12 protein-coding genes and 3 rRNA genes are annotated in these 21103 nt (G+C 65.9%); 12 read left to right on the forward strand and 3 right to left on the reverse strand.

Annotated features, from left to right (window positions below):
* Positions 1–24 precede the first annotated feature (24 nt).
* Positions 25–702 (forward strand): hypothetical protein, encoded by a 678-nt coding sequence (locus ACWA15_RS03090; RefSeq protein ID WP_464057995.1) that lies wholly within the window; start codon positions 25–27, stop codon positions 700–702.
* 24 nt (positions 703–726) lie between these two features.
* Here ACWA15_RS03090 and disA read toward each other — a convergent pair whose 3' ends face one another.
* The 3 genes from disA to ACWA15_RS03105 are packed head-to-tail and all read right to left on the reverse strand — an operon-like array spanning position 727 to position 4278.
* Positions 727–1812 carry a DNA integrity scanning diadenylate cyclase DisA gene (disA, locus tag ACWA15_RS03095; protein ID WP_464057996.1) on the reverse strand — a complete coding sequence of 362 codons (1086 nt, stop codon included), beginning with the start codon at positions 1810–1812 and terminating at the stop codon, positions 727–729.
* 9 nt (positions 1813–1821) lie between these two features.
* A complete protein-coding gene (gene radA, locus ACWA15_RS03100; RefSeq protein WP_464057997.1) occupies positions 1822–3240 on the reverse strand; it encodes a DNA repair protein RadA in 1419 nt (472 codons plus the stop codon).
* 42 nt (positions 3241–3282) lie between these two features.
* Entirely contained in the window at positions 3283–4278 is a 996-nt protein-coding gene (locus ACWA15_RS03105; protein ID WP_464057998.1) for a LacI family DNA-binding transcriptional regulator, read from the reverse strand.
* 302 nt (positions 4279–4580) lie between these two features.
* Here ACWA15_RS03105 and ACWA15_RS03110 point away from each other — a divergent pair, with 302 nt between their 5' ends.
* From ACWA15_RS03110 to ACWA15_RS03160, 11 genes are all read left to right on the forward strand, one after another.
* On the forward strand, positions 4581–5876 hold the full coding sequence (locus ACWA15_RS03110; RefSeq protein ID WP_464057999.1) for an ABC transporter substrate-binding protein: 1296 nt from the start codon (positions 4581–4583) through the stop codon (positions 5874–5876).
* Between the two features lie 9 nt (positions 5877–5885).
* A complete protein-coding gene (locus ACWA15_RS03115; RefSeq protein ID WP_464058000.1) occupies positions 5886–6914 on the forward strand; it encodes a carbohydrate ABC transporter permease in 1029 nt (342 codons plus the stop codon).
* On the forward strand, positions 6914–7801 hold the full coding sequence (locus tag ACWA15_RS03120; RefSeq protein ID WP_464058001.1) for a carbohydrate ABC transporter permease: 888 nt from the start codon (positions 6914–6916) through the stop codon (positions 7799–7801). The genes ACWA15_RS03115 and ACWA15_RS03120 overlap by 1 nt, the downstream gene beginning before the upstream one ends.
* Before the next feature lie 166 nt (positions 7802–7967).
* Positions 7968–10421 carry a beta-xylosidase/alpha-l-arabinosidase gene (locus ACWA15_RS03125; protein ID WP_464059395.1) on the forward strand — a complete coding sequence of 818 codons (2454 nt, stop codon included), beginning with the start codon at positions 7968–7970 and terminating at the stop codon, positions 10419–10421.
* Positions 10418–11992 carry a glycoside hydrolase family 43 protein gene (locus ACWA15_RS03130; protein ID WP_464058002.1) on the forward strand — a complete coding sequence of 525 codons (1575 nt, stop codon included), beginning with the start codon at positions 10418–10420 and terminating at the stop codon, positions 11990–11992. The genes ACWA15_RS03125 and ACWA15_RS03130 overlap by 4 nt, the downstream gene beginning before the upstream one ends.
* A gap of 155 nt (positions 11993–12147) precedes the next feature.
* Complete coding sequence (locus ACWA15_RS03135) at positions 12148–12897, forward strand: hypothetical protein (RefSeq protein WP_464058003.1); 750 nt, start codon at positions 12148–12150, stop codon at positions 12895–12897.
* On the forward strand, positions 12894–13910 hold the full coding sequence (locus tag ACWA15_RS03140; RefSeq protein WP_464058004.1) for a LacI family DNA-binding transcriptional regulator: 1017 nt from the start codon (positions 12894–12896) through the stop codon (positions 13908–13910). Before ACWA15_RS03135 ends, ACWA15_RS03140 begins: the two co-directional genes overlap by 4 nt.
* A gap of 487 nt (positions 13911–14397) precedes the next feature.
* Positions 14398–15921, forward strand: a 16S ribosomal RNA gene (locus tag ACWA15_RS03145).
* A gap of 436 nt (positions 15922–16357) precedes the next feature.
* Positions 16358–19467 (forward strand): 23S ribosomal RNA (locus tag ACWA15_RS03150).
* An 82-nt stretch (positions 19468–19549) separates the two neighbouring features.
* Positions 19550–19666: ribosomal RNA gene (gene rrf, locus ACWA15_RS03155) — 5S ribosomal RNA — on the forward strand.
* The 16S, 23S and 5S rRNA genes sit together here, the layout of an rRNA operon.
* Before the next feature lie 195 nt (positions 19667–19861).
* Positions 19862–21043 (forward strand): IS30 family transposase, encoded by a 1182-nt coding sequence (locus ACWA15_RS03160; RefSeq protein ID WP_464058005.1) that lies wholly within the window; start codon positions 19862–19864, stop codon positions 21041–21043.
* Positions 21044–21103 lie beyond the last annotated feature (60 nt).

Raw genomic sequence — 21103 nt, forward strand, 5'->3', positions numbered from 1 at the left:
GCATCCACGACAGGACGGTCAGGCATGGAACGCGAGCGCTCGGGTCGCCCTCGCGGTGCATCCGCGCCGTCGGGCTCGCAGCGTGGCGCCGCCAACCGGCGACCCTCCACCGCGAACCGGGGACGCCCGCACCGGCGTCCCCGTCCCACCCGCGGTCAGCTCGTCATCCGCTGGTTCGTCCTGCTGACCGTGGTCGGGGCGGTCCTCGTCGGGGCGGTCATCGGCCTCAAGGCCCTGTTCAGCACCGTCGGTGAGGCGATCTCGAACGCCGCGACGGCAGCGAGCACGCCGACCCCCACCGACACCGGACCGCTGCGCCCGGTCGCCTGCACCAGCGCCGAGGTGCAGATCACCCTCACGGCCGACTCGTCCTCCTACCGGCTGGGGCGCACGGCGACCTTCGACATCGGCATCACCCACATCGGCACGCTCCCGTGCACGATCGACGCCGGGAACGCCGGACGTCAGCTGGTCATCACCTCGGGCGAGGACCGGATCTTCTCGAGCGGGGACTGCGACTCCGGGTCGACGCCGCTGCTGCTCGCCCCGGGGGACCAGTACCCGGGCAGCGTGGCCTGGGCGACGAACCGTTCGGCCCCCGGCTGCCCCGCGGACCTGCCTGCCCCGGCGGCCGGCAGCTACCAGGCGGTCGTCACGGCCGGGACCGTGAGCTCCGCGCCGATCGCCTTCACGATCGGCTGACGTCGCCCGGTGCGGGTGTGCTGCTCAGACGTAGCGCTCCAGGATGCTCGACTCGGCGAGGCGGGACAGTCCTTCACGGACCGCGCGTGCGCGCTGCTCGCCGACGCCGTCGACGGCGGTGAGGTCCTCGATCGTGGCCGCGAGGAGCTTCTGCAGCCCGCCGAAGTGGATCACCAGGCGGCTCACGATGGTCCCGGGCAGGCGCGGCACCTTCGACAGCAGCCGGTACCCGTGCGGTGCGACCGCGGCGTCGAGGGCTTCCCCGCCGCCGGGCAGCCCGAGCACCCGGCCGATCAGGCCGAAGTCGAGCAGCTCGGTCGAGTCGAGGACGGCGAGAGCAGCCAGCACGTCCTGGACGGAGCGGTCCTTGCGGCCCACCTCGACGTAGTCACGGATGACGAACTCCCGGTCGGACCCGAGCCCGCCGATGAGCTCGTCGAGCTGCAGCGCGAGGAGGCGCCCCTCGGTCCCGAGCTCCACGACGTATCCGGCGATCTCCTCCGAGATCCGCCCGACCATCTCCAGGCGCTGCACCACGGCGCACACGTCGCGCACCGTGACGAGGTCCTCGATCTCCAGGGCGGAGAGCGTCCCGCTGACCTCGTCGAGGCGGGCACGGTAGCGCTCGAGCGTGGCCAGGGCCTGGTTGGCGCGGGACAGGATCGTGTCCGGGTCCTCCAGGACGTAGCGGGACCCGCCGACGTACAGCGCGACGATCCGCATCGACTGGCTGACCGAGATCACCGGGAAGCCGGTCTGCTTCGCCACGCGCTCGGCCGTGCGGTGCCGGGTCCCCGACTCGGTCGTCTCGATCGTGGGGTCGGGGAGGAGCTGGACGGCTGCGCGCAGGATGTGGTTGGCGTCGCGGTCCATGACGATCGCGCCGTCCATCTTGGCCAGCTCGCGCAGGCGGGTGGAGGAGAACTCGACGTCGAGCACGAACCCGCCTGAGCTGATCGTCTCGACGGTGTTGTCGAACCCGAGCACGATGAGAGCCCCGGTCCGGCCGCGCAGGATCCGTTCGAGGCCGTCGCGAAGCTCGGTCCCTGGTGCGACTGCCGCCAGGGTCTCGCGGAGGAGCTCGTCGATGTGTGCGGGGGAGTTGGCCACGGGGTGATCCTACGCGTCGACGGGCGTCAGGACGCGGACGGCCGGCTGACTGAGCTGGACCGCCTCGCTGAGGTTCGCGGCCGGCAGCAGCGTGAGCCCGTCGGGAGCCTTGACGTCGGTCCCGATCGGCACGATGGCGCGGGTGAAGCCGAGCCGTGCCGCCTCGCTCAGACGGCGCGAGATCCCGGTCACCGACCGCAGCTCGCCGGCGAGGCCGATCTCGCCGATCGCGATGGTGCCGACCGGGACCGGCGTGTCCGCGATCGCGCTCAGGGCAGCCAGCGCGATCGCGAGGTCGGCCGCAGGCTCGGTGACCCGCGCGCCGCCGATCGTCGAGACGTAGACGTCCTGGTTGTGCAGCGGCACGTTCACGTGGCGGTGGACGACGGCGAGGATCATCGCGAGCCGGCTCGAGTCGATCCCGGCGGTCGTGCGGCGCGGGTTGGCGAGGGTGGTCGCGACGACGAGGGACTGGATCTCGAGGGCGAGCGGCCGTCGTCCTTCGAGGGTGACGGTGATGCAGGTGCCCGGGACCGCGAGGTTGATGTGGGACAGGAAGAGACCGCTCGGGTCCACCAGCCCGGTGATACCGGTCTCGGTGAGCTCGAAGCAGCCGACCTCGTCGGTCGGGCCGTAGCGGTTCTTCACCGCGCGCACCATGCGCAGCCGGGAGTGCCGGTCACCCTCGAACTGGCACACGACGTCGACCAGGTGCTCGAGGGTGCGCGGCCCCGCCACGGAGCCGTCCTTGGTCACGTGCCCCACGAGGATGACGGGCATGTTGCGTTCCTTCGCGACCGCGATGAGGGACGCCGCGACCTCCCGGACCTGGCTCACGCCGCCGGGAGAGCCGTCGACCTGGGCGGATGCGATCGTCTGGACCGAGTCGACGATGAGCATGTCCGGCTCGGTGGCCTCGATCTGCCCGAGCACGAGTCCCAGGTCGGTCTCCGCGGCGAGCAGCAGCCGGGGCGCGAGGGCGCCGATCCGCTCCGCGCGCAGCCTGACCTGACCGGCCGACTCCTCGCCGGTGATGTAGAGGACGCGCTTCCCGCCGCGTGCGGCCGCGGCGGCGACGTCGAGGAGCAGGGTCGACTTGCCCACGCCCGGCTCGCCTGCCAGCAGGACCACGGCGCCCGGGACGATCCCGCCGCCGAGCACGCGGTCGAACTCGCTGATCCCGGTGGGGGTGGCCTGGGCGGCGTCGACGTCGATCTCACCGATCGGCTTGGCGTACCCGCGGGTCGGCGCGGAGGCCGTCGTCTTGGGGCCGGAGGACGCGGCGGCGGTCTCGGTGACGCTGCCCCACTCCTGGCACTCCCCGCACCGGCCCACCCACTTGGACGTGGTCCAGCCGCACTCGGTGCAGCGGTAGCCGGGGCGGGCGGCGCGGGACGATGCGCCCGGGGTGCGAGGGGTGGAAGCCATGAGGGAACGGTATCGGGTGGCACTGACAGAGGGGGCAGGTGCCTAGATCGCCCGCGTCGTCCCGCGCACCACGAGAGAGGTGGGCAGGCGCACGTGGGTGGTCGCCAGGAGCTGCTCGTCCAGCAGCTCCAGGAGCATGGCGATCCCGGCGGCACCCATCGCCTGGATCGGCTGGTGGATCGTGGTGAGCTGGGGAGTCGTGGCCATCGACTCGGGGATGTCGTCGAAGCCGACGATCGACAGGTCGCCGGGCACGTCGATCCCCATGCTCTTGGCCACCTCCATCGCGCCGATCGCGGAGATGTCGTTGGCGGCGAAGAGGGCGGTCGGGCGGTCACGGAGGCTCAACAGCTCGGTGGCGGAGGTGCGGGAAGGATCCAGGCGGTAGTCGCCGGAGCGGACGAGGGTCGGGTCGTAGGGGATGGATGCCTCGTCGAGCGCCTGGCGGTAGCCGGCCTCGCGCAGCGCGGACGACGCGAGGTCCTCACGACCGGAGATGAAGGCGATCCGCCTGTGCCCGAGCTCGGCAAGGTGCCGGGTCGCCAGGAGGGCGCCGGTGAGGTTGTCGGAGTCGACGGTCGGCGGACCGAGCGGGCCCTCGTGCGGGTCGATGGCCACGACGGGGATGCCGACGCTCGCGTCGACGACGGTCGGGGTGACGATGAGCGCACCGTCGATGAGCGTGCCGCTCAGACGAGACAGATAGCGACGCTCCCAGCCCGGGCCACCGCTCTGGCTGGCCCCGGTGTAGGCGAGCAGCTCGTAGCCGGTCTTGGCGAGGGCCGACCCGGCGCCCTTGAGGATCTCGGTGCTGAACGGCTCGAACTCGGCCACCAGGATGCCGATCACGTTCGTGCGGTGCGAGCGCATGCTTCGGGCGACGAGGCTCGATTCGTAGCCGAGCTGGTCGATCACCTCCTGCACGCGGGCGGCGGTCGCGGCGGCTACGCCGTACCGGGAGTTGATGACCTTGGACACGGTCGCGACGGACACGCCTGCGGCGTCTGCGACATCCGTGATGGTGACCCGTCGGTTCATGTCTCGACCATACCGTTTGTAAAACGTTATCGATAACGATTGACACGCTCGTGGGAGCGCTGCGATAGTTCTGTTCGTACCTGCTGTCGACGACGACTAGGAGTGCTCAACGATGAGACCTGATCCACGCACGACCACCGTCCTCGCGGTGGGGAACACCCCGCAGCACGGGACGCGCCGGCACCGAAGCCGGGGCACCGAACAGCACCAGCCGGCTGCGGGTTGACCTACCCGCACCTCCCCGGTCGCCGTCACCGGCGATCTCTCCACCTCTGTATCGCTCTACGAAAGAGGACAGATCAATGAACGCAAAGAAGATCCTGGCGGTCTCTGCCGTCATGATGATGGCCACCGCGGGACTGAGCGCCTGCAGCAGCAGCGACGGCGGGTCCGGCGGGTCCGGCGGCGACGGCGACGTGTCGATGACCTTCTGGCACAACTCCACGACCGGTCCGGGCAAGGAGTACTGGGAGAAGACGGCCGCAGACTTCGAGAAGGCCAACCCCGGCGTCACGATCAAGATCCAGGCCATCCAGAACGAAGAGATGGACGGAAAGCTCCAGACCGCGCTCAACTCGGGCGACGCACCGGACATCTTCATGGCGCGCGGTGGCGGCAAGCTCAAGGACGTCGTCGAGGCCGGACAGGTCATGGACATCACGGACCTCGTCTCCGACGACGTTGCAGCCGAGGTCCCCGAGCCGGCGTTCTCCGCCTTCACGATCGATGACAAGATCTACGGCATGCCCATGGCGATCCTGCCCGGCGGCATGTACTACACCCAGTCCCTGTTCGACACGGCGGGTGTCACCGCGACCCCGACCACGATCGACGAGCTGGTCACGGTCACCGACTCCCTCGACGCAGCGGGGATCCAGCCCATCGCGCTCGGCGGCAAGGACGCCTGGCCCGCTGCGCACTGGTACTACTTCTTCGCTCTGCGGGAGTGCCCGCAGGCTGTCTTCGAGGCAGCCGACGAGCTCGACTTCTCGGACGAGTGCTGGCTGAAGGCTGGCGAGGACCTCCAGGCCTTCGCCGAGACCGAGCCCTTCAACGACGGTTTCCTCACGACGTCCGCACAGGGCAGCGCCGGCTCGTCGGCGGGACTCCTCGCCAACTACCAGGCTGGCATGGAGCTCATGGGTGCCTGGAACATCGGCGTGACCGCGGACCTCACGCCGGACAAGAAGCCGCTCCCCGACCTCAAGTGGTTCCCGTTCCCCGAGGTCACCGGTGGCAAGGGTGACCCCGCAGCCCTCATGGGTGGGATCGACGGCTACTCCTGCTTCGTGGACGCGCCGAAGGAGTGCGCCGACTTCCTCAACTTCTCCATGTCGAAGGAGGCTCAGGAGGGCTACGCCACCGCGTTCCACACCGTGCCCGCCAACAGTGCGGCGCAGGGCGTCGTCGAGGACCCGGCTCTCGTCTCGGTCCTCGAGGCCTACAACGAGGCGCCCTACGTCGCCCTGTGGCTCGACTCCGCACTCGGTCAGAACGTCGGCAACGCGCTCAACGCAGCAGTCGTCGAGATGCTCGCTGGTGACGGCGACGCCGCCGGCATCGTCACGGCGATCAACGACGCCGCCGCCAAGGGATAGTCGACAACCATGAGCGACTCCTCGGGCGAGAACTCAACAGCACCACTGACCCTCCCGCCTGGGGAGCGCGCGGTGGCGGGGGACGGTGCAGACAAGGCACCGACCCCCGCCGCGGCGCCGCGGCGCCGCAGGAAGACGGACTGGCGCAAGCACTTCGAGATCGCACTCCTCTCGGGCCCTGCCATCGTCGTCTTCCTCGCGTTCGTCATCTTCCCGGTGGTGATGGCGGCCTACTACGGCTTCTTCAAGTGGAAGGGCATCGGACCTCCCACCGACTTCGTCGGCCTCGACAACTACCTCATCATCTTCAAGGACTCGGCCTTCCACGAGGCGGTCCTCAACAACGGCTTCATCGTCGTCGCGTCCTTGGTGATCCAGGGACCGGTGGCCATCGGGCTCGCGCTGCTCATCAATCAGAAGATGCGCGGGCGGTCGATCATCCGCGTCCTCATCTTCGTCCCGTACGTCATCTCCGAGGTGATCGTCGGGACCGGCTGGGGCCTCATGCTCCAGACCACCGGCGCGGTCAACGACCTGCTCATCAAGATGGGCTTGGCGGACAGCACCGTCGAGTGGCTGTCCGACCCTGACGTGGCCATCTGGTCGCTCATGCTCATCATCTCGTGGAAGTACATCGGCTTCGCCGTGATCCTCTTCCTCGCCGGTCTGCAGAGCATCCCCGAGGAGCTGTTCGAGGCTGCGGCCATCGACGGCGCGTCCTACTGGAACATGCAGAAGAGCATCACGCTCCCGCTGCTCGGCCCGACGATCCGCATCTGGGCGTTCCTGTCCATCATCGGCTCGCTCCAGCTGTTCGACCTCGTCTACATCATCTGGGGCCAGTACGTCTCGGCCACAGCCGGGGTGTCGACGATGGCCATCTACATGGTGAGCGAGGGCCGCATGTCGGGGAACTACGGCTACGGAAACGCCGTCGCGGTCGTGCTGTTCCTCATCTCTCTCGTCATCGCGCTCGTCTACCAGCGCTTCGTGCTCCGCCGCGACATGGCCGGCGCACTCACCGAAGGGAAGAAGTGATGGCAACGATCGCGGTCTCTCCGCCAGCCACCAAGGTGCCCGTCAAGCCCACGAAGAAGAAGGGCTCGGCGCTCAGCAACGCCCGCTGGTACACCTACCTCGTCGCCTACGTGTTCGTCGGCGTCTGCATCGCACCGGTGCTGTACATCGTCCTCGGCGGATTCCGGTCGAACTCGCAGATCATCACGGACCCCTCGGGCTTCCCCAGCCCGTGGGAGCTGGTCAACTATGCAGACGTGCTGACCAACCCGACCTTCTGGCGACAGATGGGGAACTCGGCATTCGTCGGAATCCTCACGACCATAGGCGTCGTCGTCCTGGGTGTCATGGCGAGCTACGTCGTCGCGCGATACAAGTTCAGTGCCAGCGGCGCGATGTACTCGCTGTTCGCCGCAGGGTTGATGTTCCCGATGACGGTGGCGATCACGCCGCTGTACATCCTCGTGCGTGAGCTCGGCCTGATGAACACCCACTGGGGCATCATCCTGCCGCAGATCGCCTTCTCGCTCCCGGTGACCATCATCATCCTCGTGCCCTTCCTTCGGGCCATCCCGATGGAGCTCGAGGAGGCCGCGTCGATCGACGGGGCGAGCCGGCTGGGGTTCTTCTTCCGCATGGTCATCCCCCTGTCCCTGCCCGGAGTGGTCACCGTCGGCATCCTTGCCTTCGTCGCGAGCTGGAACAGCTACATGCTGCCGCTGTTCATCCTCAACGACTCGGACATGTACACCGTGCCGCTCGGAGTCCAGTCGTTCGCCTCGCAGTACTCCGTCGACACCGCGGCGGTCCTCGCCTTCACCTCGCTGTCGATGATCCCTGCGCTGATCTTCTTCTCGCTCTTCGAGCGGCGGATCGTCGGCGGGCTCACCGGAGCGGTCAAGGGCTGAGCATCATGCCCGACGGCGGTGGCGCGCGCCGTCGTCGGGCTGTCCCGGCGCACCGTGAGGTGCAGACCGGGCGACCGAAGGTGACCATGCATCAGACAGCACCACGGTCACCGCACACATACGTCAGAACGAAGGAGCGTGCCCCGTGTCCCACGTCGTCCCTGCCATGCCCGCGGTGAGCGAGCGCGTCCGCGCGCTCCACGCGCGGATGACCCTCGAGGAGAAGCTGGCCCAGATCGTGGGCTACTGGCTCGACCAGAACGGCACGGTCGCGCCGATGCAGTCCGAGATGGCCGCCGGTCAGCAGGATGCCAGCAAGCTGAACGAGATCACCCGGCACGGGATCGGGCACTACACGCGGGTGTACGGCACCCGCCCCGTTGACCCGGTCGAGCGTGCTGCCTGGTTGTGGGCGGAGCAGCGCCGACTCAAGCGCGAGACCCGGCTGGGCATCCCTGCACTCGTCCACGAGGAGTGCCTGACCGGGCTGGCCGCCTGGCAGGCCGCGACGTACCCCACACCGCTGGCCTGGGGGGCGTCCTTCGACCCTGGTCTCGTCGCCGAAGCGGCGCGGGCCATCGGCGACTCCATGCGGGAGCTCGGAATCCACCAGGGCCTGGCCCCGGTGCTCGACGTCATCCGCGACCCTCGCTGGGGTCGGGTCGATGAGTGCATCGGGGAGGACCCCTACCTGGTCGGGACCATCGGGTCCGCCTATGTGCGAGGCCTCCAAGATGCAGGAGTGCATGCGACGCTCAAGCACTTCGTCGGATACTCCGGGTCGACGTCGGGACGCAACCATGCCCCGGTCAGGGTGGGGCCACGCGAGCTGGCTGACGTCTTTCTCCCGCCCTTCGAGATGGCGATCCTCGATGCTGGCGCCCGTTCGGTGATGAACTCCTACACCGACGTCGACGGTGTGCCGATGGCGTCGAGCGACGAGCACCTGACAACGTTGCTGCGTGAGACGTGGGGCTTCGACGGTGTGGTGGTCGCCGACTACTTCGCGGTCGCGTTCCTCGAGGTCATGCACGGGGTGGCGGCCGATCGCGGCGAGGCGGCTGCGCTGGCGCTCGTAGCGGGCGTCGACGTCGAGCTGCCCACCGGCGACGCGTACCTGGAGCCGTTGGCCGAGCGCGTGCGACGCGGCCAGCTGGACGAGGCCTATGTCGACCGTGCCGTCCTGCGGGCGCTGCAGCAGAAGGAGGACCTGGGTCTGCTGGACGCTGACGCCTACGAGGGTGAACCTCCGACCGATATCCAGCTCGACTCGCCCCGGCACCAGAAGCTGGCCCGCCAGCTGGCGGAGGAGTCGGTGATGCTGCTGACCAACGACGGCGTGCTGCCGCTGAACCGGTGGGACCGCCCTCCGGCGCGGATCGCGGTCATCGGTCCCAACGCACACCGAGCCGAGGCGCTCATGGGCTGCTACTCCTTCGCCAACCACGTCCTGGCCCACCACCCTGAGGTCCCCGTCGGCTTCGAGATCCCGACCGTGCTCGACGCGCTGGGTTCAGCGTTCGCGGCGGCCGGGATGGACCAGCCGGAACTCGTGTTCGCCCAGGGGTGCACAGCCGAGGGGGAGGACACCTCAGGCTTCGGCGAGGCCGTCGCCGCGGCCGCGAGTGCTGAGGTCGCGATCGTCGTCGTGGGCGACCAGGCTGGCCTGTTCGGTCGCGGGACCGTGGGAGAGGGCAACGATGTCGAGTCGCTCGAGCTGCCCGGGGTCCAGCGGCGGCTCGTCGAGGAGGTTCTGGCCACCGGCACGCCGGTGGTCCTGGTCCTGCTGACCGGCCGCCCCTATGCGATCGACTGGGCGCTAGCCGCCTCCGGCCATGCGCCGGACGCAGTCCTGCAGGCGTTCTTCCCGGGGGAAGGGGGCGGGCTCGCGATCGCCGATGTGCTGGTCGGGTCCGTCAACCCCTCGGGTCGCCTTCCGGTGTCCCTGCCGCGCTCCACGGGCGCGCAGCCCTACTCCTATCTCCAGCCGGTCCTCGGTGGGCCCTCCGACGTGACGTCGAGCGACTCGACCCCGCTGCGTCCCTTCGGGTTCGGCCTGTCCTACACCAGTTTCGCCTACTCCGACCTCGTGGTGGACGCTGCCGTCGAGGCAGGCGGGACCTTCACCGCCGGAGTCACGGTGACCAACACCGGTGCGCTCTCAGGGTCCGACACGGTCCAGCTGTACGCCCACGACGTGCTGGGCACGATCGCGCGCCCGGTGGTCCAGCTCATCGCCTACGCCCGGACCACGCTCGGCCCCGGTGAGTCCAGTCGCGTGACGTTCACGGTTCCCACCACGAGGCTCGCCTTCACCGACCGGCGGATGATGAAGATCGTCGAGCCGGGTGACGTCGAGGTGTGGGTCGGGTCGCATGCCGAGGCCTCCCGGACCGGCGCGAGCACGGAGGAGCTCACCGGTGGCGCCATCTCCAACGACAAGGCGACGACGCGGCGGGAGATCCCTGGGTCGGCGACCCGTCGGTCCGTGATCGCGGTGACCGGAGCCGTCCACGTGGTCACGACCGCCGACCCGCGATGGGCGCGCACGACGGTGTCGGCCATTTCGAGCGTGGTTGTGGACGAGGAGGACCCGGTGGCCGCGGTGTCCGCCGGATGAGCCTGGCGACGAACCCGATCCTGACGGGGTGCTACCCCGACCCCACGATCTGCCGCGTGGGCGCCGACTACTACCTCGTCACCTCGACGTTCGAGTACTTCCCTGGGCTGCCGGTGTTCCACAGCACCGACCTGGTGACCTGGGATCAGATCGGTCACGTGGTCCACCGGGCCGGCCAGCTCGACTACGACGGCATCGCGTCCTCGGGTGGGCTCTACGCGCCGACGTTGCGCCACCACGACGGTCTGTTCTGGCTCGTCTGCACGTTGGTGGACCAGCAGGACGACAGTCGTGGCGGGAACTTCCTCATGACGGCGACCGACCCTGCCGGTCCATGGTCCGACCCGGTCTGGCTGGACGTGGGCGGCATCGACCCGTCGATCTTCTTCGACGACGACTCACGCGTGTGGATGCACGGAACCCGGTTGGTCGCCGAGCCGCAGTGGCACGACCAGACCGAGGTGTGGGTACGTGAGCTCGACCCAGTGTCGAGGGAGCTCGTCGGGACCGAGCACGTGGTCTGGACCGGGGCGCTGCGGGACGTGGTGTGGGCGGAGGGCCCGCACCTGTACAAGGTGGATGGGACGTACTACCTCCTGGCAGCGGAAGGCGGCACCGAGGCGAACCACGCGGTCTCGGTCGCCCGGGCCCGTTCCGTCACCGGGCCGTACGTGGGCAACCCGAAGAACCCGGTCCTCACCCACCGCCACCTGGGCGGATCGGCAGACGTCGTCGGCGTCGGGCACGGCGATCTCGTGCAGGCGGCTGACGGCACCTGGTGGGCGACGGTGCTGGGCATGCGGCCCTACGGCGGTCACTACAACCTCGGCCGCGAGACCTTCCTCGTCCCGGTGGTCTGGGAGGACGGATGGCCGGTGTTCGCGCCGGGGATGGGCTGCGTCCCTGCCGAGGTTGAGGTTCCATTCGCCGCGCCGGCCCGACCCGGTCCTGCCGTCTCGGGGGTGATACGTCCCGGTGACCTGCGGTGGACCTCGCTGCGCGGGCCTGCTGCCCAGTTCGCATCACCCCGGGGAGAGGGCTGGGACCTGCAGCTGCGCCCGAGCAGGTTGAGCGACCCGGCGACCCCGGCGTTCCTCGGCGTGCGCCAGCAGCACCAGGACGTCGACGTGCGCATCGCCATCCGCGTCGAGCTCTCCGAGGGCGAAGAGGCTGGTCTCGCGGTCCGCCAGTCCGAGGACCACCACGTCCGGATGTTCGTCGCCGGTCCCGGCGCCGCTCGGGGACGCCGGGTGGTCGTGGTGCACCGTGAGGACGCGGTCGAGACGACGCTCGGCGAGGTGACGTTGGACGCGGACGGGGACGAGGTGCCCGTGCTTCTGAGCCTGCGCGCCCGCGGGCAGGACTACGCCTTCCTCGCGTGTCTCGGGGGCTACGGGGAGGCTTGCAGCGAGCCGGTGACGGTCGCCGTGGTCGACGGGCGGACGCTCGACTCCATCTCGACCGGTGGCTTCCTGGGGCTGTGGATCGGCGCGTACGCCACCAGCAACGGGCGCCCGACGACGACGACCGCCCACCTGGAGAGGTTCGTGTACCAACCGACCTCGACGTGATCTGTGAAGGTGGCCCGGAACATCTCTCCCACTTCGCATCGGAACGGATGGTGGGACACATCGACGTGGCACGTGTCCCGGCACCGTCGCGCGTCGTAGGCTGGCGCAGGCTCGCCCGATCAGACGCGCGAGCTGCGCACGCACGAGGGAGAGACATGAGCGAGCACGAGAACCGTTGGCCAGGGACGGGGCCTGCCGACGCTGCCGACGCTTCGGCCGACGCCGACGCCGACGCCGACGCCGGGCACGGCGGGGCCAAGCCGTCGCCCGCGGCCCCCTCACGGTCCTCCGCGCGGGGGACGAGCGGACGCCGGATCACCCAGAACCCGGTGCTGCTCTGGTCGGTCGTGGGGGGCGTCGTCCTGGTGGCGGTGGCCGTGACGGCCTTCCTGCTGCTCCGCGGCGACGACCCCACCCCAGGTGCGGCTCCCGCTCCGACCGTCACCCGCACGCTTCCCGCGCCGACCGCGACGACCGACCCGATCGCCCGCGGCGAGGGAACGGTGCTCTTCGCCACCCTCCCCGACACCGTGCGGCAGTACGTGCTGACCGCCATCACCCCCGGGGACCTGGCCGCCCAGGTGGGCGCGCTCGAGGCCTACGACCTCACCTATGCCGGTGCCCTGGCCGACGTCGACGCGACCTACACCGTCCAGGTCGTGCAGTGGGCGACTCCCGAGGAGGCGGCCGCGGCCGCCGCGGCGCTGAGCGCCACCCTCGGGACGGCGTCGTCCACGGGTGAGGTGCTCGTGGCCGGCACGGTCACCGGCGCGTTCTCCCTCTTCGGCGAGGGCGACTCCACGACTGAGCCCGCCCACGCCGTGTGGACCAACGGGACCCTCGTCCTGCACGCCAGCGGCCCCGCGGCCGACATCCGCAACGTCTACCTCGCCTACAGCCTGTGACCCCCCCACGCCGGCGGCTCCCGGGGATGAACGACGTCGCCCAGGCGGCTGGCGTCTCGCACCAGACGGTCTCGCGGGTGCTCAACGACCACCCCAACGTGCGCGAGGAGACCCGCGACCGGGTGCTCGAGGCGATCGCCCAGCTCGGGTACCGGCGCAACAGCGCCGCACGAGCCCTGGTCACCCGGCGCTCGGGGTCGCTCGGCGTCGTGACCACCGGGTCCCTCCAGTTCGGCCCCTCGCGCACGCTCGTCGCGATCGAGGAGGCCGCCCGCGAGGCCGGCTACTACATCTCCGTCGCGACCCTGCGGACGGTCGACTCCTCGTCCATGAACATGGTGCTCGAGCACCTCATGGACCAGGCGGTCGAGGGCATCGTGGTGATCGCCCCCCACGCCGAGGTGGTCGACGCCGTGCGCGCCTTCCACGACCGGCTCCCGATGGTCGTGGTCGCCGCGATCCCCGACCCGCCCGAGTCCGTGACCACCGTGTCGGTGGACCAGCGGATGGGGGCGCGACTGGTGGTGCGCCACTTCGCCGACCTCGGCCACCGCGAGGTCGTCCACCTTGCCGGACCCCACGACTGGCTCGACGCGGACGCGCGGTCCTCCGCCTGGGCCGACGAGTGCACACGCCTCGGCTTCCCGGTGAGTGCGCCGATCAAGGGGGACTGGTCGGCGAGCAGGGGCTACGAGGTCGGCCGGGAGCTTGCCCGCTCCGGACCTCCCACCGCGGTGTTCGCCGCGAACGACCAGCTTGCCCTCGGTCTGCTGCGGGCCTTCCACGAGGCCGGCCTGCGTGTCCCCGAGGACGTCTCCGTCGCCGGGTTCGACGACATCACCGGCGCAGACAACTTCATCCCGCCGCTCACCACGGTCCGGCCGGGCTTCGACGCCCTCGGCACACGGATCATCGAGACGCTGCTCGCGGTGCTGGACGGGCAGGCGATGGGACCGGCTGTGCTCGACCCAGAGCTGGTGGTCCGAGCGAGCACGGGGCCCCCGCGCGCGTGAGCGGGGGAGCGATTGGTCAAGACACCTCTGCGTAACGTAGTGTTTACGAAGTCAGCCCGACAGGGAGACACAGACACCACTGCGAAGCTCGTGAGAGCCGCCGCGAAGTGGCTGGTCCCGAGGGTTGAAAATCCTAGCTTTTCAGTTTGTGTTGTTGTGGTGCGCCGGGAACGGCGGATTGGACAGGGCGAGCGGAGTCGGGTAAGTTTGAACGGTTGCCCCAAGAGAAGGACCGAATGGTCTGGAAGTGGTGCGCGTCCGCTCCTTGAGAACTCAACAGTGTGCTTAAATAGTCAATGCCAAGACCCCTTGTCTGGTGTTGGTTGCCGGGTCTTCGATCTGGTGGCTGATTCGCAGCAAGGTTTATTTGGTATGAATTGAAAACGCAAGTTTTCGGTTTGTAGCCTTGATTAATCAGGTGCCTCTTTGCAGGGGTGCTTGCTTCGTATGGTTGTTAACTTCTCTTCGGAGGGGTTGATATCAAACATTTACGGAGAGTTTGATCCTGGCTCAGGACGAACGCTGGCGGCGTGCTTAACACATGCAAGTCGAACGGTGATGGGGGAGCTTGCTCTTCTTGATCAGTGGCGAACGGGTGAGTAACACGTGAGTAACCTGCCCTTGACTCTGGGATAAGCGTTGGAAACGACGTCTAATACCGGATATGAGATGCGACCGCATGGTCTGTGTCTGGAAAGTTTTTCGGTCAAGGATGGACTCGCGGCCTATCAGCTTGTTGGTGAGGTAATGGCTCACCAAGGCGTCGACGGGTAGCCGGCCTGAGAGGGCGACCGGCCACACTGGGACTGAGACACGGCCCAGACTCCTACGGGAGGCAGCAGTGGGGAATATTGCACAATGGGCGAAAGCCTGATGCAGCGACGCCGCGTGAGGGATGAAGGCCTTCGGGTTGTAAACCTCTTTCAGTAGGGAAGAAGCGAAAGTGACGGTACCTGCAGAAGAAGCACCGGCTAACTACGTGCCAGCAGCCGCGGTAATACGTAGGGTGCAAGCGTTGTCCGGAATTATTGGGCGTAAAGAGCTCGTAGGCGGTTTGTCGCGTCTGGTGTGAAAACTCAAGGCTCAACCTTGAGCTTGCATCGGGTACGGGCAGACTAGAGTGTGGTAGGGGTGACTGGAATTCCTGGTGTAGCGGTGGAATGCGCAGATATCAGGAGGAACACCGATGGCGAAGGCAGGTCACTGGGCCACTACTGACGCTGAGGAGCGAAAGCATGGGGAGCGAACAGGATTAGATACCCTGGTAGTCCATGCCGTAAACGTTGGGCACTAGGTGTGGGGCTCATTCCACGAGTTCCGCGCCGCAGCTAACGCATTAAGTGCCCCGCCTGGGGAGTACGGCCGCAAGGCTAAAACTCAAAGGAATTGACGGGGGCCCGCACAAGCGGCGGAGCATGCGGATTAATTCGATGCAACGCGAAGAACCTTACCAAGGCTTGACATACACCGGAATCATGCAGAGATGTGTGCGTCTTCGGACTGGTGTACAGGTGGTGCATGGTTGTCGTCAGCTCGTGTCGTGAGATGTTGGGTTAAGTCCCGCAACGAGCGCAACCCTCGTCCTATGTTGCCAGCACGTTATGGTGGGGACTCATAGGAGACTGCCGGGGTCAACTCGGAGGAAGGTGGGGATGACGTCAAATCATCATGCCCCTTATGTCTTGGGCTTCACGCATGCTACAATGGCCGGTACAAAGGGCTGCGATACCGCGAGGTGGAGCGAATCCCAAAAAGCCGGTCTCAGTTCGGATTGGGGTCTGCAACTCGACCCCATGAAGTCGGAGTCGCTAGTAATCGCAGATCAGCAACGCTGCGGTGAATACGTTCCCGGGCCTTGTACACACCGCCCGTCAAGTCACGAAAGTCGGTAACACCCGAAGCCGGTGGCCTAACCCCTTGTGGGATGGAGCCGTCGAAGGTGGGATTGGCGATTGGGACTAAGTCGTAACAAGGTAGCCGTACCGGAAGGTGCGGCTGGATCACCTCCTTTCTAAGGAGCTACATGCTGGCGCTGTTCGGGGACTACCCCGGAAGTGGTCAGGTGGCCACGTCCACTCTCCGAATGAGGGGGTGGGTGGTTGCTCACGGGTGGAACATTGACTATGGATGCCGGCAGCGCCGGTCATGGAAGTACGTCGCCCCCTTCGGGGAGCGGGTGGAACCTGTGGCCAGTGAGGTGGGTGGACGCAAGCACACTGTTGGGTCCTGAAGGTACGGGCGCCGAAAGGCGAACGAACTTCAGGCAGCCCTGGTCTCATCGACCGGGGTTGCTGCACGCGGGTCACCGTGATCCATCCGAACCGCATGCCCCTGGGGTGTGTAGGCGGTGGTGTTCGGTGGGATCGTCCGTAGCTTGAGAACTGCACAGTGGACGCGAGCATCTTTGCGATCAAGGACTTACGAGTCTTTGTTCTGCAATTTAGTGATATTAAGTTTTTAAGGGCACAGGGTGGATGCCTTGGCACTAGGAGCCGATGAAGGACGTAGTAGCCTGCGATAAGCCTCGGGGAGTTGGCAAACGAACCGTGATCCGAGGATTTCCGAATGGGGAAACCCAGCTGGAGTTATGTCCAGTTACCCGCATCTGAATATATAGGGTGTGTGGAGGGAACGTCGGGAAGTGAAACATCTCAGTACCGACAGGAAGAGATATTCCGTGAGTAGTGGCGAGCGAAAGCGGATGAGGCCAAACCGTTCATGTGTGATACCCGGCAGGGGTTGCATGGGCGGGGTTGTGGGACCTTTCAGATTGTTCTGCCGAACTTTCAGGGAGTCAGAAAGCCGCGTTATAGTCGAAGGGCATTGAAAGGCCCGGCGTAGAGGGTGTGACCCCCGTAGACGAAATGACGTGGCCTCCCGAAGGGGATCCCAAGTAGCACGGGGCCCGAGAAATCCCGTGTGAATCCGTGAAGACCACTTCATAAGCCTAAATACTACCTAGTGACCGATAGCGGACAAGTACCGTGAGGGAAAGGTGAAAAGTACCCCGGGAGGGGAGTGAAATAGTACCTGAAACCGTGTGCCTACAATCCGTTGGAGCCTCCCTAGCAGGGGTGACAGCGTGCCTTTTGAAGAATGAGCCTGCGAGTTAGTGCTCAGTGGCGAGGTTAACCCGTGTGGGGAAGCCGTAGCGAAAGCGAGTCTTAATAGGGCGAATGAGTCGCTGGGTCTAGACCCGAAGCGAAGTGATCTACCCATGGGCAGGTTGAAGCGCGGGTAAGACCGCGTGGAGGACCGAACCCACCTAGGTTGAAAACTGGGGGGATGACCTGTGGGTAGGGGTGAAAGGCCAATCAAACTTCGTGATAGCTGGTTCTCCCCGAAATGCATTTAGGTGCAGCGTCACGTGTTTCTTGCCGGAGGTAGAGCTACTGGATGGCCGATGGGCCCCAAAAGGTTACTGACGCCAGCCAAACTCCGAATGCCGGTAAGTGAGAGCGTGGCAGTGAGACTGTGGGGGATAAGCTCCATAGTCGAGAGGGAAACAGCCCAGACCACCAGCTAAGGCCCCTAAGCGTATGCTAAGTGGGAAAGGATGTGGAGTTGCACAGACAACCAGGAGGTTGGCTTAGAAGCAGCCACCCTTGAAAGAGTGCGTAATAGCTCACTGGTCAAGTGATTCCGCGCCGACAATGTAGCGGGGCTCAAGTATACCGCCGAAGCTGTGGCATTCACATAATAACCAGGCCTTCGTGGTCCAGGTGTGTGGATGGGTAGGGGAGCGTCGTGTGGCCAGTGAAGTCGCGGGGGAACCCAGCGGTGGAGGCTACACGAGTGAGAATGCAGGCATGAGTAGCGAATGACGGGTGAGAAACCCGTCCGCCGAATGATCAAGGGTTCCAGGGCCAGGCTAATCCGCCCTGGGTAAGTCGGGACCTAAGGCGAGGCCGACAGGCGTAGTCGATGGACAAGGAGTTGATATTCTCCTACCGGCGAAGAACCGCCCATACCGAATCTGGTGATGCTAAGTGCCCAAGCCTGGTCCGCACGCCCTTCGGGGCCGAGGACTCAGGGGAGCGCACGACCCGAGCTGGTAGTAGGTAAGCGCATTAACAGGGGTGACGCAGGAAGGTAGCCCAGCGTGGCGATGGTTGTCCACGTCCAAGGTTGTAGGGAGAACAGTAGGCAAATCCGCTGTTCACATATCCTGAGAACTGATGGTGAGTCCGTATGGACGATGATTGGGTGATCCTATGCTGCCAAGAAAAGCCTCGGCGCGAGGTTCTAGCCGCCCGTACCCTAAACCGACTCAGGTGATCAGGTAGAGAATACTAAGGCGATCGAGAGAATCATGGTTAAGGAACTCGGCAAAATGCCCCCGTAACTTCGGGAGAAGGGGGGCCCGGAGCGTGTACCCACTTGCTGGGGAAGCGTGCAAGGGCCGCAGAGACCAGGGAGAAGCGACTGTTTACTAAAAACACAGGTCCGTGCGAAGTCGCAAGACGATGTATACGGACTGACGCCTGCCCGGTGCTGGAAGGTTAAGAGGACGGGTTAGCACTTGTGCGAAGCTCAGAATTTAAGCCCCAGTAAACGGCGGTGGTAACTATAACCATCCTAAGGTAGCGAAATTCCTTGTCGGGTAAGTTCCGACCTGCACGAATGGCGTAACGACTTCTCCGCTGTCTCAACCGTGAACTCGGCGAAATTGCACTACGAGTAAAGATGCTCGTTACGCGCAGCAGGACGGAAAGACCCCGGGACCTTTACTATAGTTTGGTATTGGTGTTCGGTGCGGCTTGTGTAGGATAGGTGGGAGACTATGAAGCATGCACGCCAGTGTGTGTGGAGTCAACGTTGAAATACCACTCTGGTCGCTCTGGATATCTAACCTCGGTCCGTAATCCGGATCAGGGACAGTGCCTGATGGGTAGTTTAACTGGGGCGGTTGCCTCCTAAAATGTAACGGAGGCGCTCAAAGGTTCCCTCAGCCTGGTTGGCAATCAGGTGTCGAGTGCAAGTGCACAAGGGAGCTTGACTGTGAGACTGACAAGTCGAGCAGGGACGAAAGTCGGAACTAGTGATCCGGCGGTGGCTTGTGGAAGCGCCGTCGCTCAACGGATAAAAGGTACCCCGGGGATAACAGGCTGATCTTGCCCAAGAGTCCATATCGACGGCATGGTTTGGCACCTCGATGTCGGCTCGTCGCATCCTGGGGCTGGAGTAGGTCCCAAGGGTTGGGCTGTTCGCCCATTAAAGCGGTACGCGAGCTGGGTTTAGAACGTCGTGAGACAGTTCGGTCCCTATCCGCTGCGCGCGCAGGAAACTTGAGAAGGGCTGTCCCTAGTACGAGAGGACCGGGACGGACGAACCTCTGGTGTGCCAGTTGTTCCGCCAGGAGCACGGCTGGTTGGCTACGTTCGGAAGAGATAACCGCTGAAAGCATCTAAGCGGGAAGCTTGCTTCAAGATGAGGTTTCCACGGGATTCGTCCCGAGAGGCTCCCAGAAGACCACTGGGTAGATAGGCCGGATGTGGAAGAAGGGACGAAAGACCTTCGGAGCTGACCGGTACTAATAAGCCGATAACTTGATAACACTCAAATTTTGTGTGCTACGCGTCCACTGTGCAGTTCTTAGGGTACGGCCGTGAGTTCCCGGTCTGATAACCTAATAGAGTTACGGCAGTCATAGCGTGAGGGAAACGCCCGGTCCCATTCCGAACCCGGAAGCTAAGCCTCACTGCGCCGATGGTACTGCACGGGTGACTGTGTGGGAGAGTAGGTCGCTGCCGGACAACCTTTCAACGAAAGCCCACCCCTTCGGGGGTGGGCTTTCGTCGTCCCCGGACACAAACCGCCGACCCCACCTCCCCTCTCCGGCTGCCGTCCGACCCCAGCCCGCCCCAACACCGTTGAGTGCGGGATCCTCCGCAGACACGCCGGGGCAAAGTCATATGGTCAGAGCAACGCTCGTCTGAATGGAGCGTGTGATGGTCAAGTTGTTCCCTGCTGGGACTCGGACGAAGTTCGTGGATCTGGTGTGTTCGGGGGTGTCCGTTCAGGTCGCTGCTCAGCGTGTCGGGGCTCATCCGGCCAGTGGCTCGAGGTGGTGGGCTCAGTCTGGTGGCATGGAGATCTCGCGTGGTGCCACTGGTGGTTTGGCTGGTCCGGTTCCTCCTGCTGAGCCTGGGGGCCGGGAGGTGACGCTGGCCGAGCGCGGCATGATCCAGGCGGGCCTGCATGACGGCTGGAGCTACGCCAAGATCGCCCGGCTCGCGGGTCGCAACAAGTCGGTGATCTGGCGGGAGGTCAAGCGCAACACCAGCCCCGACGGCGTCTACTACGCCTCGGTCGCCCATCGCACGGCGTTCCAGGAGCGCCGGCGCCCCAAGGCGCTCAAGCTCGTCGACAACGCGCCGTTGTGCGACTTGATCGCGGTCTGGATGGACGACGGCTGGAGCCCGAAGCTCATCTCGTCGATGCTGGAGTTCTACTTCGCCGGCGACGAGACTATGCAGGTGAGTCACGAGACGATCTACCAGGCCCTCTACGTCCAGACCCGCGGGGGTCTGCGGGCGGACCTGGCCCAGAAGCTGTCGTTGAAGCGCCGCAGACGCGTCCCCAACATCGACACCCGGCCCAACAACAGCCCCTACAAGGACGCGTTGAAGATCAGTGACCGGCCCGCCGAGGTCCAGGACCGGGCGGTCCCGGGGCACTGGGAAGGGGACCTGATCATCGGGTGCGACGGGACCGCGATCGGGACCCTGGTGGAGCGGGCCACGCGGTTCACGATCCTGCTGCACCTGCCCGGTGACCACACCGCCGAGACGGTCGCGGCTGCGATGATCGAGGAGATGAAGGACCTCCCTGACCACCTGCGCCGCTCGATCACCTGGGACCGCGGAACCGAGCTGGCCCAGTACGCCCAGATCCAGACGGCCCTGGACCTGCAGCTGTACTTCTGCAACCCCCACTCGCCCTGGCAGCGGGGCACCAACGAGAACACCAACCGGCTCCTGCGGTTCTGGTTCGAGAAAGGCTCAGACCTGTCCGTTCACACCCCCGACGACCTCCGCCAGGTCGCCGCCAAGCTCAACCGCCGGCCCCGCCCCACCCTCAACCTCGACACCCCCGCCAACCGCCTCAACGACCTGCTGCTGGCGGCATAGCCCACCCCGTTGTCCTGACTACTTGACTTTGCCCCGGCGTTTCCCCGGACAACCCAGCAC

This window comes from Sanguibacter sp. TS_SC_8, assembly GCF_055361235.1.

Bases quoted from the DNA above. Each gene is read 5' to 3' on its own strand.
- ACWA15_RS03105 (WP_464057998.1), bottom strand. From the start codon at position 4,278: ATGAACCGACGGGTCACCATCACGGATGTCGCAGACGCCGCAGGCGTG.
- ACWA15_RS03160 (WP_464058005.1), top strand. From the start codon at position 19,862: ATGGTCAAGTTGTTCCCTGCTGGGACTCGGACGAAGTTCGTGGATCTG.
- ACWA15_RS03110 (WP_464057999.1), top strand. From the start codon at position 4,581: ATGAACGCAAAGAAGATCCTGGCGGTCTCTGCCGTCATGATGATGGCC.
- ACWA15_RS03120 (WP_464058001.1), top strand. From the start codon at position 6,914: ATGGCAACGATCGCGGTCTCTCCGCCAGCCACCAAGGTGCCCGTCAAG.
- radA (WP_464057997.1), bottom strand. From the start codon at position 3,240: ATGGCTTCCACCCCTCGCACCCCGGGCGCATCGTCCCGCGCCGCCCGC.
- ACWA15_RS03125 (WP_464059395.1), top strand. From the start codon at position 7,968: ATGCCCGCGGTGAGCGAGCGCGTCCGCGCGCTCCACGCGCGGATGACC.
- ACWA15_RS03130 (WP_464058002.1), top strand. From the start codon at position 10,418: ATGAGCCTGGCGACGAACCCGATCCTGACGGGGTGCTACCCCGACCCC.
- ACWA15_RS03135 (WP_464058003.1), top strand. From the start codon at position 12,148: ATGAGCGAGCACGAGAACCGTTGGCCAGGGACGGGGCCTGCCGACGCT.
- ACWA15_RS03115 (WP_464058000.1), top strand. From the start codon at position 5,886: ATGAGCGACTCCTCGGGCGAGAACTCAACAGCACCACTGACCCTCCCG.
- ACWA15_RS03090 (WP_464057995.1), top strand. From the start codon at position 25: ATGGAACGCGAGCGCTCGGGTCGCCCTCGCGGTGCATCCGCGCCGTCG.